A 12966-nucleotide genomic window follows, 5' to 3' on the forward strand; every position below is an offset into this window, starting at 1 on the left:
CGCCCCACCGCGACGATCCGACCACAGCGACCGCCAGGACTTCCTCGCCCTCGTCGGCGCTCTCAGCCTCTTCGGCGCGCTGTTCCTCGTGGTCGGTGGTGGCTTCTGGCGGGCCGGCGCCGGGGCCATCCGGCGCTGGCGCGACTGGCGCACCATCGAGGGGCAGGCCGCCTCGGTGACACTCGTGGGCCCGGTGTTCCTGCGCTCGGGGGTGTTCCTGCTCGTCCTCGGGGCCGCCGGGTTCGGTCTGTACCACCTCGTGGACGCCGCGTCGTACGACAGTTGGCTGCACAGCCACTGAAGCCTTCCGCCGCCCTCGGGAACGTGTCGTGGTCGGGGCTCCCGGGCGTGTCACGTGGAGCGGGGTGGGCGGGCCGATAGGCTGCGTCGCTCCGGAAATCCGATCGGAGTTCACCTGTGAGCCGTGTACGCCTGGGGATCGCCATCCTGACCATGGGCAACCGGCCCGCCGAGTTGGAGGCGCTGCTGGCGTCGGTGGCCCGGCAGACACTGCCGGCCGCGCGGATCGTGGTGGTCGGCAACGGCAGTGCGCTGCCGGAGCTGCCCGCGAGTGTGGACGGGGTGGAGCTGGAGGAAAACCTGGGGGTGTCCGGCGGCCGGAACGTGGCCATCGAACACCTGCGGGCACGGGGCGACGTGGACGTCGTGGTCGACCTGGACGACGACGGCCTGCTCGTGCACACGGACGTGTTCGAGAAGCTGGCCGCGATGTACGGGGCGGATGAGCGGCTGGGGATCGTGTCGTTCCGGATCGCCGACGAGCAGGGCCGTACGCAGCGGCGGCATGTGCCGCGGCTGCGGTCGAAGGACCCGCTGCGCGCCGGTGAGGTGACCACGTTCCTGGGCGGCGGACACGCGCTGTCGATGCGGATGCTGGAGCGGACCGGCACCTGGCCGGACGCGTTCTTGTTCGCACATGAGGAGACCGATCTTGCGTGGCGGGCGCTGGATGACGGGTGGCGGGTGGTCTACGAGCCGTCACTGCTGCTCCAGCACCCCTGGACGTCACCCGCTCGGCACGCGGTCTACCACCGGATGACGGCCCGCAACCGGGTGTGGCTGGCCAAACGGCATCTGCCCGTACCGCTCGTTCCGGTCTACCTCGGGGTGTGGACCCTGCTGACGGTGGCGCGGACGCGCTCGTGGGGCGGTCTGCGGGCCTGGGCGGGCGGCTTCGCCGAGGGAGTCCGCGTGTCGTGCGGGCCGCGACGGCCGATGCGGTGGGCGACCGTGGCACGGATGACGCGCCTGGGTCGCCCCCCGGTCATCTAGGCCGTTTTCTTTCGGACCATCGCGCCGACCAAATGAGGATGGCCGCGACGTGGAGTCCGGCCAGATGGACGGTGGGCGGTCTTCGCGTAGCGGGCTGCGATCCCTCGCCACCGGTTGACGCATCGCTCGACGGTGTTGCGCTGCTTGCATGCCTTGCGGTCGAGGGTGGGTGGCAAGCCGTCGTGGCTGCCCCGACGGAGCCGGTGACCCTGCTGGTCAGCTGTGACCGGGGTGCCAGCCCGACTCCCTCGTCGTCGCAGGTGTTCGCGGCCGCCTGCGCCGCAACGCCTCAGAGCCCGGCCATGGACTTATCGAGCACTCCACCCAGCGCACCGTAGACGCTGCAGCGAACGGAGTGTTTCGCCCTGCGGCGCAGTCCGAAGCCCACGATGAACGACAAGACGAAGAGCCCGCCCAGGACCGTCGCTACGATCGGGTTGTAGACGAAGTACACGAAGCACCCGACTCCAGCCCAGACCAGGATCGGCAGGAGCGAGCCGCGCAGCACTGTCCCGAATCTGATCCGTTCTGGCCCGGACGGCAGCGCATGTTCACGCCACACCTCGATGTGGTTCCGGGTCACACAGTGCTCGGGTCGCATGAAGCCATCACACCACCGACAGCTCGGATCTCGTGCAGTGATCCGTAAGAAACGGCTAGGCGCTCAGCCCGGCCTCCTGACGCTGCCCGCCGGGCAGAGCCGCCAGTCCGGACGTCAGTCGGAGACGTACCGGGCCACCCCGCCCTCGACGCTGACGGACGACGGCGCACGGCCCTTCCCGCAACCATGGCCAACGCGAATTCGGCGCTCATTTTCGTAACCACGAGCCAGGCAGCCGCACTTGTCGCCATGGTGCTTCAGGCAGGTCTGGCAGAGGACTGACAGAGTTCTCTCGGGTGACGGCAGGCGAAAGGCATGCGAGGCTTGGCGCCTCAGTGCGTTGTGCCTGACAGATACGTATGGGTTGTTCAGGCACGTACGGCATGTTCGCAACGCGGGTCCCGATCCCCGACACTGCCCGTCATCGTCGAGCCTGAACCGTTCGCGTCCTCAGGGCGTCCCTACGGGCACCTGACGTCCCGGAGCCGCTACACCATGAGCACACCCTCGGCAGCGCCGTCCTGGCCGCACTGCGCCTACGGTGCCGACCCTGCCGTCGACTCCGTCGGCTGTCGCGGCATCCACGTTCCCGGTCACACCGCATGCCTCGCTCACTTGGCCGATGCCCATCGCGACGCCTACCTGGCCGGACTGACTCCCGGCGCCAGCATCGACCACCGGGGCACCACCCTCACCGAGCCTCTCCTCAACGCCTTACTCAACGCCCTCCGTGACCCTGCAACGGGTGACGTCCGCTTAGGTGGCGCCATGTTCGAGTCGGCGACCTTCGAGGGCGACGCTGGGTTCCGGTCGGCGACTTTCGAGGGTGGCGCCGTGTTCCGGTCGGCGACCTTCGAGGGCGGCGCAATGTTCCAGTTGGCGACCTTCGGGGGCGCCGCCATGTTCGAGTCGGCGACCTTCGGTGGCGACGCCGTGTTCCAGTTGGCAACCTTCGAGAGCTACGCCGGCTTCCGGTCGGCGACCTTCAAGGGCGACGCTGGGCTCGTGTCGGCGACCTTCAAGGGCTACGCCGTGTTCCGGTCGGCGACCTTCGAGGGCGACGCCGGGTTCGAGTCGGCCACCTTCGAGCGCGGCGCCGGGTTCGAGTCTGCGACGTTCAAGGGCGACGCCGGGTTCGAATCAGCGACGTTCAAGGGCTACGCCGTGTTCCGGTCGGCGGCCTTCGAGGGCGACGCCATGCTCCAGTCGGCGACCTTTAAGGCCGACGCCATATTCGAGTCGGCGACCTTCAAGGGCTACGCCGGGTTCCAGTTGGCGGCCTTCGAGGCCGGCGCCGGGTTCCGGTCGGCGACCTTCGGGGACTACGCCGGGTTCGAGTCGGCGATCTTCAAGGGCGAGGCCGGGTTTCAGTTGGCGGCCTTCAAGGGCGGCGCCGGGTTCCAGTTGGCGGCCTTCGAGGGCGGCGCCGGGTTCCGGTCGGCGGTCTTCGAGGGCTACGCCGGGTTTGAGTCGGCGATCTTCAAGGGCGACGCCGTGTTCGAGTCGGCGACCTTCGAGGAGGCTGACCAGTTCGGGCCCTTGGTGTGTGCAGGTCGGGTTGTGTTGTCTGGCGCCAAATTCGGCGGCCCGGTGACCCTCTCGTTCGCTGCGCGACGTCTGGAGTGCCGTCGGACTCGCTGGTCTTCGACTGCGGAGATCCGACTGCGCTGTACCACGGTGGACTTCGCTCATGCGGTGTTCGAGTACCCCCTCACGATCGCCGCCGAGCCGGCTCCGTTCGTGCTCACCAACGGACTCCAGCTCTCTGAAGACTCCCTGTCGAACCTGACCGGTTCGGAGGTGCGGGTAGCGTCGCTGCGCGGGGTCGACGCGGCCCATCTGGTCTTGGCCGACCTCGATCTGTCGGGGTGTCTGTTCTCCGGCACGGTCCACCTGGACCAAATCCGTCTGGAGGGGGCCTGCACTTTCGACACGGCCCCGACTCCCGTATGGAGGATTTGGCCGCCCGTGCGCTTCACCGAGCGCCGCGTCCTGGCCGAGGAACACCACTGGCGCGCGAGCCAGCCCCGGGCAGTGAGGGGCTGGAACGTGGCGGTCCTCGGTGCCGGACGGGCGGGGCCGTTGCAGCTGGCTCCGGTGTACCGGGCACTACGCAAGGCGTTCGAAGACGGCAAGCACGAGCCGGGGGCCGCGGACTTCTACTACGGGGAGATGGAGATGCGCCGCCGCGCCGGCGACATCCCTCGCAGTGAACGAGGGCTGCTGACCGCGTACTGGGCGCTGTCCGGCTACGGCCTGCGCTCGTCCCGGGCCCTGGCCTGGCTCGGGGCCGCCATGGTCCTCACCGTCGTCATGCTGATGGCTGTCGGCCTCGCCCAGGAGACCCCCAAGCAGACCGCGACGGGCACCGTCCCGGACGGCGGGGGCAAGGTCACCTTCGAAATCGACAAGGACGATCCGAAGAACCCCACCGGCGACCGGTTCACCGGCGAGCGCTTCGAGAAGGCCCTGAACGTCACCCTCAACTCGGTGGTGTTCCGCTCCTCCGGACAGGACCTGACCACCGCCGGCACGTACATCGAGATGACCTCCCGCCTGTCCGAACCCGTCCTTCTCGGCCTGGCCGTCCTCGCCATCCGCAACCGCGTCAAGCGCTGACAGCCCTGCCCCGGCCAAGCGAAGCCCTGTGACCGGTTCGACCGAACCGTTGACAAGCCCTACTTGCCTGCACTGTTGATCGGGTGATCGACCTCCGAACTGCACAGAAGCCCTTCGCCCCCTAGATATCCCTGATCCAACCGTCGCTCAATCGAGCAGTTCGTAGATCTCCGGGGCCGTTCGCGAGCAAGTCACGTTCCACGCCCCGTGGCCCTCAGTACTGCCGCGAGGCCTTCCCGGAGGTCCTTGATGAAGTAGTCCGGAACTTCCAGGGACGGGAAGTGACCCCCGGATTCGGGTGAACTCCAGCGGATGATCCGGCGGTATCGTTCCTGCGCCCAGGGGCGCGGGCACTTCTCGATGTCCCGGGGGTACATGCTGATCGCCGACGGGACGTCGACCCGGAGTTCGGGGTCCAGTGAGTTGTGGCTCTCGTAGTAGATGCGGGCCGCCGATGCGCCGGTGCGTGTCAGCCAGTAGAGCGTCACGTTGTCGAGAATGCGGTCCTTGGAGATCCTCTCGAACGGGCTGTCCTCCGTGTCCGACCACTCGGCGAACTTGTCCAGGATCCAGGCGAGAAGCCCGACCGGTGAGTCCACGAGTGAGTAGCCGATGGTCTGGGGCCGGGTCGCCTGCTGCTTCGCGTAGGCCGCGCGGTGGCGCCAGAAGTGGGCTGTCTCCTCGGCCCACCGGCGTTCGACCGCCGTCAGGCCGTCCGTGGGCAGACCGGGGGGCGCCTGCGCGAACGTGCTGTGGATGCCGAGGACGTGCGCCGGGAACCTGCCGCCGAGGACCGTGGTGATGTTGCCGCCCCAGTCGCCGCCGTGGGCCGCGAACTCGCCGTAGCCGAGCCTTCCCATCAACTCCACCCACGCGGCCGCGATCTTCTCGGTCCCCCACCCGGTGGCGGCCGGTTTCTCGCTGTAGCCGAAGCCCGGCAGCGACGGGGCGACGACGTGGAACGCCGGCGCGTCCGCGTCCTGTGGATCCGCCAGCTCGTCCACCACGTCGATGAACTCGGCGATGCTGCCGGGCCAGCCGTGCGTCATGAGCAGGGGAGTGGCATCCGCGCGCGCCGACCGGCGGTGCAGGAAGTGGATGCCCAGGCCGTCAATGGTCGTGCGGAACTGGCCGGCGCCGTTGAGGCGCTCTTCGAACGACCGCCAGTCGTACCCCGTGCGCCAGTAGTTCACGACATCGACGAGGTCGGCGAGCGGCACGCCCTGGTCCCATCGGCCGGGGCCGGGCGCGGCGCGCTGGACCGTCTCCGCCTCCGGCAGCCGCGCCGCGGCCAGTCGCGCGCGCAGATCGTCGAGTTCGGCGTCAGTCGCGTGGGTTTCGAACGCTCGCACGTCGCTGTCTGGACGGGACATGGGACCTCCTGGCCATCACGGAACCGGCTAAGACGGTTCTAGCAGCCCTGCGAGCCACGCCGCAACCGGCTAAGGTGGTTCCATGCCTGCTGCGTTCCCTGACTTCCGCCTCGGCAAGGTGCTGGCCACCAGCTTCACGGGGACCCTGTCGGAGCGTCATGGCGACGCCGTGGAGCGCATCCCCACGCCGCAGCGACTCATCGACTGGCTGGCGGTGTACGACCTCGCCGTGGACTCCTGCACCGCCGCCCAGCTCGACCTCGCCCGGGAATTGAGGGAGTCGATCCATGCCGCCGCGACGGCGGCCGCGGTCCAGGAGGCGCTCCCCGCCTCCGCCGTCCAAGTCATCAACGACCGCAGCGCTCAGGGCCGGGCCGCGGCGATCCTCACGCCCGAGGGCGTGCGGCGGTGGCGGCTCAGCCCGGCTTCCCGCGTGGAGGACGCCCTCAGTGTGATCGCCGCCGACGCGATCAGCGTCATCGCGGGCGAACGGGACGGAAAACTGGCTCTGTGCGCGTCACCCACCTGCCGAGCCGCCTTCTTCGACACCAGCCAGAGCCGCACCCGCAAATGGTGTGACATGAACACGTGCGGAAACCGCCAGAAGAAGGCGCGCTTCCATGCCAACCAGCGCAAGAGCGCCGGTTCGGCCGAGTGATTCAGGCGCCTCTCCTCACCCCCGTCCCGGCGCCGACGCGATCGACCTGACCGTGTCCGGTCCCACCCGGCAGCAGCCGCCGACCAGCCGGGCGCCGGACGCCCGCCAGGCCCGTACCCGCTCCGGGGTGAAGGAGGAACGCCCCCGCCAGGACCGGGCCACCGCGTCCCAGGTCTCCCCGCTGTTGGGGTAGGCCACGACCGGTTTGCCGGTGACCCGGGCGGCGGTCTCGACCGCACCCGGCACGTCCTCGGGGGCGCAGCAGTTGACGCCGACCGCGATCACCTCGTCCGCGTCGGCGGCCAGGGCGAACGCCTCCTCCAGCGGCTGCCCGGCGCGGGTGCGGCCCCCCGCGACCGTGTACGACAGCCAGGCGGGGACGCCCAGTCCGCGCACCGCCCGTAGCAGCGCCACCGCCTCGTCGGCGTCGGGGACCGTCTCCAGCGCGAGGACGTCGGGCCGGGCGGCGGCCAGTACCTCCAGCCGGGGCCGGTGGAAGCGCTCCAGAGCCTCCGGGGTGAGGCCGTACCGGCCGCGGTACTCCGAGCCGTCCGCGAGCATCGCGCCGTACGGGCCGACGGAGGCCGCCACCCACAGCGGGCGGTCCGCGCGGGCCCGACGCGCGGCCTCCCTGGCCAAGCCGACACTGAGGGCCATCAGTTCGGCCGAGCGCTCGGGACCGAAGCCGCGCCGGGCGAACGCCTCGAAGGTCGCCTGGTAGCTGGCCGTGATGGCGACGTCGGCGCCCGCCGCGAAGTACGCGAGGTGCGCCTCGGTGATCGCGCCGGGCGCCTCGGCGAGCAGCCGCGCCGACCACAGCTCGTCGCTCAGATCGTGCCCGGCGGCCTCCAGCTGGTTGGACATCCCGCCGTCGAGCACGAGCGGGCGGCCGGAGGCGAGGGCGGCGGCGAAATCGCTGGTCATAGCACCAGGCTATGCCCGGTCCGGCGGCGGGCCCGGGTCTTGTCCCCCGTGCGAGCTACGGCCAGGTGTCCACCCTGAGGTGACGATCTCCCGGCGCCGGATCCGTAGCGTCCTGATCGGCCCGGGACACCCCGGTCGCGGGCCTCCCACGAAGGAGTTCCCGTGAGGTTCGTCTGGCAGTTCCTGGCCGTCCTGGCGATGTACGCCATAGGCGGAAGCGCCGTCAACGCCGTGAAGGACAACGACTGGCTGACACTCGTCGTCGGCCTCACGGCGGCCGCACTGGTGGTCCTCGTGTACGCGTGGGTGGTCCGGCGGACCGAGCGCCGGCAGGCCCTGGACGTGGCCCGGGAGGGCGCCGCGGCCAAGGCCGGCTGGGGGACGCTGATCGGCGCCGGGATGTTCGGCGCCGTCATCGTGAACCTCTTCTCCTCCGGGTACTACGAGGTCGACGGCCTGGGCTCGGTGGAGGGCGCCCTGGGCCTGGTCGGCTTCATGGCGGCCGCCGCCGCGATGGAGGAAGTGGTGTACCGGGGCGTCCTGTTCCGGATCGTCGAGGAACACGTCGGCACGTACGTCGCGCTGGTCCTGACCGGCCTCGTGTTCGGCCTCTCGCACCTGCTCAACGAGCACGCGACCGTCTGGGGCGCCCTCGCCATCTCCATCGAGGCCGGTTTCATGCTCGCCGCCGCCTACGCCGCCACCCGCAGCCTCTGGCTGACGATCGGCGTGCACTTCGGCTGGAACTTCGCCGCGGCCGGCGTCTTCAGCACCGAGGTCTCCGGCAACGGCTCCAACCAGGGGCTGCTGGACGCCGCGACGGACGGTCCGAAACTGATCACGGGCGGCGAGTTCGGCCCCGAGGGCAGCGTGTACGCGGTCGGATTCGGGGCGCTGCTGACCCTGGTGTTCCTGTGGCTGGCCCACCGGCGCGGGCACATCGTGGCGCCCGGGGCTCGGCGTGCGGCACGTGCCAACTCCACCGCTACACTGCCCCGATGACCGCTCGCAAAGGGATGCCGGACATGATGCCGGGGATACCCGAGCGGTGGCGACGCCTCGACGTGACCGTCCGGGATCTGCCGCTCGGAGTGCTCCTCCTGATCGCGTCCCTGCTGCCGGCGCTGCGGGGCAACGGCACCGAGATCGGCGGTCTGCCCACCCGCTCCGCCGACGTACTCGCCGGTGTCGCGGCCGTCCTCCAGTGCCTCCCGCTCGCCCTGCGCAGGCGGTGGCCGCACCTCTGCCTCGCCCTGGTGTCGATCGGCTTCGCCCTCGACCAGATCCGCGGCTACCACCTCTTCGCCGGAACAGCGCTGCCCATCGCGCTGCTGAGCGCCGGTTCGTATCTGGAGCGGTACCGGCGCGCGACCATGGCCGTCGCCTCCCTGGCCTTCGTCGCCCTCTCGGTCGAGCTGTACCGGCGCGGACCGGGCGACCCGGTCGCCGAGTTCGTCACGTTCTACCTGGCGCTCGGCCTCGCCTGGGGCATCGGCACCTGGATGCGCTCCGCCCGGGCCGCGGAGGCCGAACGGCGGGGACGGGTCGCCGAGGACGCCCGCAACGCCGAGCGCACCCGCATCGCCCGCGAACTCCACGACGTCGTCACCCACCACGTCACGGCGATGGTCGTCCAGTCCGAGGCCGCCCGGTACCTGACCGCCGCGCCCGACCGCCTCGACCAGACGCTGGCCGCGGTCAGCGACACCGGCCGCCGCGCCATCACCGACCTGCGGCACCTGCTCGACCTGCTCAACCCGGACCACGGCACCGACCGGAGCGCCGAGCCCAGGACACCGCCCGTCGGCCGGGTGCTCACGCTGGTGGAGCAGACCCGCCGGGCCGGTCAGCCGGTGGAGTTCACCGAGGAGGGCACACCGGCGGCCTCGACCGGCAGTGCCGACCTCGTGGCCTACCGCGTCGTCCAGGAGGCCCTGACGAACGCGCTCAAGTACGACCACGGCGGCCGGACCTCGGTCCTGGTCCACCACGGCGAACGGGAGATCACCGTGCGGGTCGGCACGGACGGCACCGGCTCGGGCGCCGCGTCCCCCGGCGGCAGCGGGCGCGGCCTGGCCGGACTGCGGGAACGGGTCGACGTACTCGGCGGCGACTTCAGCGCGGACCGCCCGGAGGGCGGAGGCTTCGTCGTCCAGGCCCGCATCCCCGCGGGGAGTCCGTCATGAGCGCCCCGATCCGCGTCCTGATCTGCGACGACCAGGTGATGATCCGCGCCGGACTGGCGACGATCGTCGACGCCCAGCCCGACCTGGAGGTGGCGGGCGAGTGCGGCGACGGGCAGGCCGCCGTCGACCTGGCCGCCGAAGTACGGCCGGACGTGGTCGTCATGGACGTACGGATGCCGGTCATGGACGGCATCGAGGCCACCCGGCGGCTGGCGGGCGCGGGGGTGGAGCGTCCCGTCAAGGTCCTCGTGGTGACGACGTTCAACCTCGACGAGTACGTCTACGAGGCGCTGCGCGCGGGCGCGAGCGGGTTCCTGCTCAAGGACGCGCCGCCGGACCGCCTGCTGCACGGCATCCGGACCGTGGCGATGGGCGCGGCGCTCCTCGACCCCGACGTGACGCGCCGCCTCGTCGGCCGGTACGCCGCCCGCATCCGGCCCGTCGGCGGCCCCGCCGAGGACCTCCCCCTCACGCCCCGCGAGACGGAGGTGCTGCGCCTCATCGCGGACGGCCTGTCCAACAGCGAGATCGCCGCGGCCCTGGTGATCAGCCCCGAGACGGTCAAGACCTTCGTCTCCCGCATCCTCACCAAGCTGGACCTGCGCGACCGCGTCCAGGCGGTCGTGTTCGCCTACCGCCACGGGCTGGTGACCTGAAGCCCGGATTCAGGCCCACCGGCCCGGGGGGTTCAGGTCCGCAGCCGGTGGCGCATCTGCGTCAGGCGCCGGTCGAAGCGCAGGTTGAACCAGGTCAGCCAGCCCATGAAGGCCACCGCGAGGGCGAGGGTCAGGCTCCCGGCGGTCGTGGAACCGGCCGCGAACCACAGGACGGACGTACCGAAGAAGATGAGGGCCAGCATGGGGAACGCCCACCAGCGATTGCGCCGCAGCCGCCGCTGACGGGAGTCCACGAGCGCGGCCATCTCCCGGCGCCGGCCGGGGTCCTCGGGCGGAGCGCCGCCCTTGAGGATCCGCCGTTCCATGGCGGGCACGTCCTCAGGCTCGGCACCGGTGTCCCGAGCGTCGTGACGCCTGCGACGGCGCACCAGGAACACGACCCAGACACTCATCAGGGCAGCGCTGATCACCGCCCACGGCCACGAGTCGAGCCCGTTCGCCGCCAGCCGGACCACCACGCCCACGGCCAGCGCGGCCAGGCCGATCACCGACAGCCTGTCCCGCCAGTCCCGCTCCAGGGCCCCGTCGTGTCGCTCGCGTCTCTTCATGTCCACCTCTCGGTCGGCCGGATCAGGGGGGTGACGTCACGTGCCCGTCCGGATACCCGCCCGCCGCCCCCGGACACTTCGGCGCCCGCCGAAGCAACCGGCCCATAACGTCGGGCACATGAGCGACACGCACACCGCAACCACGCACACCGCGACGACGGCCCCCGCCCCCGCCCGTGCCACACCCGCCGACACCGTCACCGGCATGGTCGAGCACGTCCTCGCCCTGGCCGCCACCTGGACCCGCTGGGACGGAGAACCCGTCCACGTCGACGGCCGCGTCTACACCCCGCACAAGGCCGTCCGGCGGGTCGCCGACCACATGGTCGACCATCTCGCCGAGATGGAGGCGCGGTTGGCGGGCCGGCCGACCCAGCCCGACCACTGGCACGCCTCCGCCACGACCACGGACGCGGACCGCGCACCTTTCACTCCGGACGACCTCGACGAGGCCCGCAGCCGCCTCACCCGGCTCGCCCGGATCTGGGCCGACCGCCTGGACGCGCTCACCCCTCGGCAGCTCGACGACTCGCCCGGCGAGGGCTGGAGCTTCCGCGAACTCGCCCGGCACCTGGGGGAGTCCGTGTACTACGCCGACGCCGTGGGTGACCTGACGTGACCGCCTTCGCCGCCCTGCACCGGCGGGGTGAGCCCCTGCTGCTGCCGTGCGCCTGGGACCACGCGTCCGCGCACGCCCTCGCCGCCCGGGGCTTCCGGGCCGTGGGCACCACCAGCCTCGGTGTCGCGGCGGCGAGCGGGCTGCCCGACGGCGCGGCGGCGACCCGCGACGAGACCCTGCGGCTGGCCCTCACTCTGGGCTCCGGGCCGTTCCTGCTGACCGTGGACGCCGAGAGCGGCTTCGCCGACGACCCCGATGACGTGGGGGAGTTCGCGCGGCAACTGGCGGCGGTCGGCGCGGTCGGCATCAACCTGGAGGACGCGCTGGGCCCCGCCGACCGGCACGCCGCGAAGATCGCCGCGGTGCGGTCGGCGGCACCGGGCCTGTTCGTCAACGCTCGTACGGACACGTACTGGTCGGGCGACGGCGATCCCGGGGAGACCGTGCGGCGCCTGGAGGCCTACCGCGAGGCCGGTGCCGACGGCGTCTTCGTCCCCGGCCTCACCGACCCCGCCCGGATCGCGGCCCTCGCCGCGCACTTCGACGTCCCGCTCAACGTCCTCCACTCACCCACCGGCCCCACCCTCCCGCACCTCGCCGACCTCGGCGTGGCCCGCGTCAGCCTCGGCTCGCTGCTGTACCGCAGGGCCTTGGGCGCCGCCCTGGAGACGGTGGCCGACATCGCCGCGGGCCGGCCGCCGGTGGGCACGTCACCGGCGTACGAGGAGGTGGCCGCGCTGAGCGGCGGCTAGTGCGCGCGCGGCCAGTTCTCCAGCGCGACGTGCAGCGCGTCCACCGCCCGGTCCCAGGACGCCTGGACGGCGCGCGGGGCGCCGAAGCCGCCGGTGGCCTCCAGGGCGCAGAACCCGTGGAAGGTGCTGCGCAGCAGGCGCACGGCGTCGGTCAGGTCGGGTTCGGTGAGGCCGTAGGCGCGGAGCATGCCGTGGGTGATCTCGGCGGTGCGGCGCAGGGCGGGGGAGTCGGCGACGAGGGACTGGTCCAGGCGGATCTGCGTCGCGGCGTAACGGCCGGGGTGCCGCAGGGCGTAGGCGCGGTAGGCGTTCGCGAACGCGGCCAGCGCGTCCTTCCCGGCCCGCCCCGCCACCGCCGCCGCGATCTCGTCGATCAGCTCGCCGCCGGCCAGCAACGCGACCCGCGCGCGCAGGTCCTGGAGGTTCCTGACGTGCGTGTACAGGCTCGCGTCCTTCACCCCGAAGTGCCGGGCGAGGGCGGAGACGGTGACGCTCTCGAAGCCGCTCGCGTCGGCGAGGTCGGCGGCGGCCGCGACCACACGGCCGGTCGTGAGGCCCACTCGGGGCATGCGCCACCTTCCTGACTCTCCGGGACTCCTGAAGATCCCGGGCCACATGCTAGGCCAGCGGCCATAAACCCTGCTGCGCCGACCGCCCCCGGTCCGTAGGGTGTCGCCGACCGCGGAGGGCGAGCAGGGGGAGACGACCGGGATGCG

At 71.5% G+C, this 12966-nt stretch carries 13 protein-coding genes and 2 pseudogenes; 9 read left to right on the forward strand and 6 right to left on the reverse strand.

Annotated elements, in window-relative coordinates; all coding sequences use genetic code 11:
* Positions 1 to 28 precede the first annotated feature (28 nt).
* Together OIE75_RS31055 and OIE75_RS31060 are read left to right on the forward strand one after the other, a co-directional pair.
* Positions 29 to 301, forward strand: a pseudogene (locus tag OIE75_RS31055) (DUF6336 family protein); the annotation flags it as partial.
* Between the two features lie 116 nt (positions 302 to 417).
* Positions 418 to 1293, forward strand: coding sequence for a glycosyltransferase family 2 protein (locus OIE75_RS31060; protein WP_329472911.1), 876 nt, complete (start codon positions 418 to 420; stop codon positions 1291 to 1293).
* Here OIE75_RS31060 and OIE75_RS41515 read toward each other — a convergent pair.
* Positions 1286 to 1562, reverse strand: a pseudogene (locus OIE75_RS41515) (hypothetical protein); the annotation flags it as partial. The gene OIE75_RS31060 and the pseudogene OIE75_RS41515 overlap by 8 nt on opposite strands.
* Before the next feature lie 20 nt (positions 1563 to 1582).
* The gene (locus tag OIE75_RS31065; RefSeq protein WP_329472912.1) at positions 1583 to 1894 is read right to left on the reverse strand and encodes a hypothetical protein; all 312 of its coding nucleotides are present in this window, start codon (positions 1892 to 1894) and stop codon (positions 1583 to 1585) included.
* A gap of 495 nt (positions 1895 to 2389) precedes the next feature.
* Here OIE75_RS31065 and OIE75_RS31070 point away from each other — a divergent pair, with 495 nt between their 5' ends.
* Positions 2390 to 4513: a pentapeptide repeat-containing protein gene (locus OIE75_RS31070; RefSeq protein WP_329472913.1), complete on the forward strand. Its 2124-nt coding sequence runs from the start codon at positions 2390 to 2392 to the stop codon at positions 4511 to 4513.
* 191 nt (positions 4514 to 4704) lie between these two features.
* Here the strand turns inward: OIE75_RS31070 and OIE75_RS31075 are convergent, their stop codons facing one another.
* On the reverse strand, positions 4705 to 5886 hold the full coding sequence (locus tag OIE75_RS31075; RefSeq protein WP_329472914.1) for an epoxide hydrolase family protein: 1182 nt from the start codon (positions 5884 to 5886) through the stop codon (positions 4705 to 4707).
* A gap of 82 nt (positions 5887 to 5968) precedes the next feature.
* Here OIE75_RS31075 and OIE75_RS31080 point away from each other — a divergent pair, with 82 nt between their 5' ends.
* Positions 5969 to 6544 carry a CGNR zinc finger domain-containing protein gene (locus tag OIE75_RS31080; protein ID WP_329472915.1) on the forward strand — a complete coding sequence of 192 codons (576 nt, stop codon included), beginning with the start codon at positions 5969 to 5971 and terminating at the stop codon, positions 6542 to 6544.
* 15 nt (positions 6545 to 6559) lie between these two features.
* Here OIE75_RS31080 and mmuM read toward each other — a convergent pair whose 3' ends face one another.
* Positions 6560 to 7468, reverse strand: a complete 909-nt coding sequence (gene mmuM / locus OIE75_RS31085) for a homocysteine S-methyltransferase (RefSeq protein ID WP_329472916.1) — start codon at positions 7466 to 7468, stop codon at positions 6560 to 6562.
* Positions 7469 to 7630: 162 nt separating this feature from the next.
* Here mmuM and OIE75_RS31090 point away from each other — a divergent pair, with 162 nt between their 5' ends.
* The 3 genes from OIE75_RS31090 to OIE75_RS31100 are packed head-to-tail and all read left to right on the forward strand — an operon-like array spanning position 7631 to position 10310.
* The gene (locus tag OIE75_RS31090) at positions 7631 to 8470 is read left to right on the forward strand and encodes a CPBP family intramembrane glutamic endopeptidase (protein WP_329472917.1); all 840 of its coding nucleotides are present in this window, start codon (positions 7631 to 7633) and stop codon (positions 8468 to 8470) included.
* Entirely contained in the window at positions 8467 to 9654 is a 1188-nt protein-coding gene (locus tag OIE75_RS31095) for a sensor histidine kinase (protein ID WP_373463027.1), read from the forward strand. The genes OIE75_RS31090 and OIE75_RS31095 overlap by 4 nt, the downstream gene beginning before the upstream one ends.
* Positions 9651 to 10310, forward strand: coding sequence for a response regulator transcription factor (locus OIE75_RS31100; RefSeq protein WP_329472918.1), 660 nt, complete (start codon positions 9651 to 9653; stop codon positions 10308 to 10310). The genes OIE75_RS31095 and OIE75_RS31100 overlap by 4 nt, the downstream gene beginning before the upstream one ends.
* Positions 10311 to 10342: 32 nt before the next feature.
* Here the strand turns inward: OIE75_RS31100 and OIE75_RS31105 are convergent, their stop codons facing one another.
* Complete coding sequence (locus OIE75_RS31105; protein WP_307015800.1) at positions 10343 to 10879, reverse strand: hypothetical protein; 537 nt, start codon at positions 10877 to 10879, stop codon at positions 10343 to 10345.
* Positions 10880 to 10997: 118 nt separating this feature from the next.
* On the opposite strand from OIE75_RS31105, the gene OIE75_RS31110 reads away from it, so the two are divergent.
* Together OIE75_RS31110 and OIE75_RS31115 are read left to right on the forward strand one after the other, a co-directional pair.
* Positions 10998 to 11498 carry a hypothetical protein gene (locus OIE75_RS31110; RefSeq protein WP_307015801.1) on the forward strand — a complete coding sequence of 167 codons (501 nt, stop codon included), beginning with the start codon at positions 10998 to 11000 and terminating at the stop codon, positions 11496 to 11498.
* Positions 11495 to 12250: an isocitrate lyase/PEP mutase family protein gene (locus OIE75_RS31115; protein ID WP_329472919.1), complete on the forward strand. Its 756-nt coding sequence runs from the start codon at positions 11495 to 11497 to the stop codon at positions 12248 to 12250. The genes OIE75_RS31110 and OIE75_RS31115 overlap by 4 nt, the downstream gene beginning before the upstream one ends.
* Here the strand turns inward: OIE75_RS31115 and OIE75_RS31120 are convergent.
* Positions 12247 to 12819, reverse strand: a complete 573-nt coding sequence (locus tag OIE75_RS31120; RefSeq protein WP_329472920.1) for a TetR-like C-terminal domain-containing protein — start codon at positions 12817 to 12819, stop codon at positions 12247 to 12249. The two genes, OIE75_RS31115 and OIE75_RS31120, sit on opposite strands and share 4 nt — an antisense overlap.
* Positions 12820 to 12966: the final 147 nt, after the last annotated feature.

Origin of the sequence: Streptomyces sp. NBC_01723, assembly GCF_036246005.1 — a bacterium.
Taxonomy (GTDB): domain Bacteria; phylum Actinomycetota; class Actinomycetes; order Streptomycetales; family Streptomycetaceae; genus Streptomyces.

What these genes read in the sequence shown, in the direction of transcription:
- OIE75_RS31070 (WP_329472913.1), top strand. Translation starts at nt 2,390, where the DNA reads ATGAGCACACCCTCGGCAGCGCCGTCCTGGCCGCACTGCGCCTACGGT.
- OIE75_RS31100 (WP_329472918.1), top strand. Translation starts at nt 9,651, where the DNA reads ATGAGCGCCCCGATCCGCGTCCTGATCTGCGACGACCAGGTGATGATC.
- OIE75_RS31105 (WP_307015800.1), bottom strand. Translation starts at nt 10,879, where the DNA reads ATGAAGAGACGCGAGCGACACGACGGGGCCCTGGAGCGGGACTGGCGG.
- OIE75_RS31095 (WP_373463027.1), top strand. Translation starts at nt 8,467, where the DNA reads ATGACCGCTCGCAAAGGGATGCCGGACATGATGCCGGGGATACCCGAG.
- OIE75_RS31080 (WP_329472915.1), top strand. Translation starts at nt 5,969, where the DNA reads ATGCCTGCTGCGTTCCCTGACTTCCGCCTCGGCAAGGTGCTGGCCACC.
- OIE75_RS31065 (WP_329472912.1), bottom strand. Translation starts at nt 1,894, where the DNA reads ATGCGACCCGAGCACTGTGTGACCCGGAACCACATCGAGGTGTGGCGT.
- OIE75_RS31120 (WP_329472920.1), bottom strand. Translation starts at nt 12,819, where the DNA reads ATGCCCCGAGTGGGCCTCACGACCGGCCGTGTGGTCGCGGCCGCCGCC.
- mmuM (WP_329472916.1), bottom strand. Translation starts at nt 7,468, where the DNA reads ATGACCAGCGATTTCGCCGCCGCCCTCGCCTCCGGCCGCCCGCTCGTG.
- OIE75_RS31110 (WP_307015801.1), top strand. Translation starts at nt 10,998, where the DNA reads ATGAGCGACACGCACACCGCAACCACGCACACCGCGACGACGGCCCCC.
- OIE75_RS31075 (WP_329472914.1), bottom strand. Translation starts at nt 5,886, where the DNA reads ATGTCCCGTCCAGACAGCGACGTGCGAGCGTTCGAAACCCACGCGACT.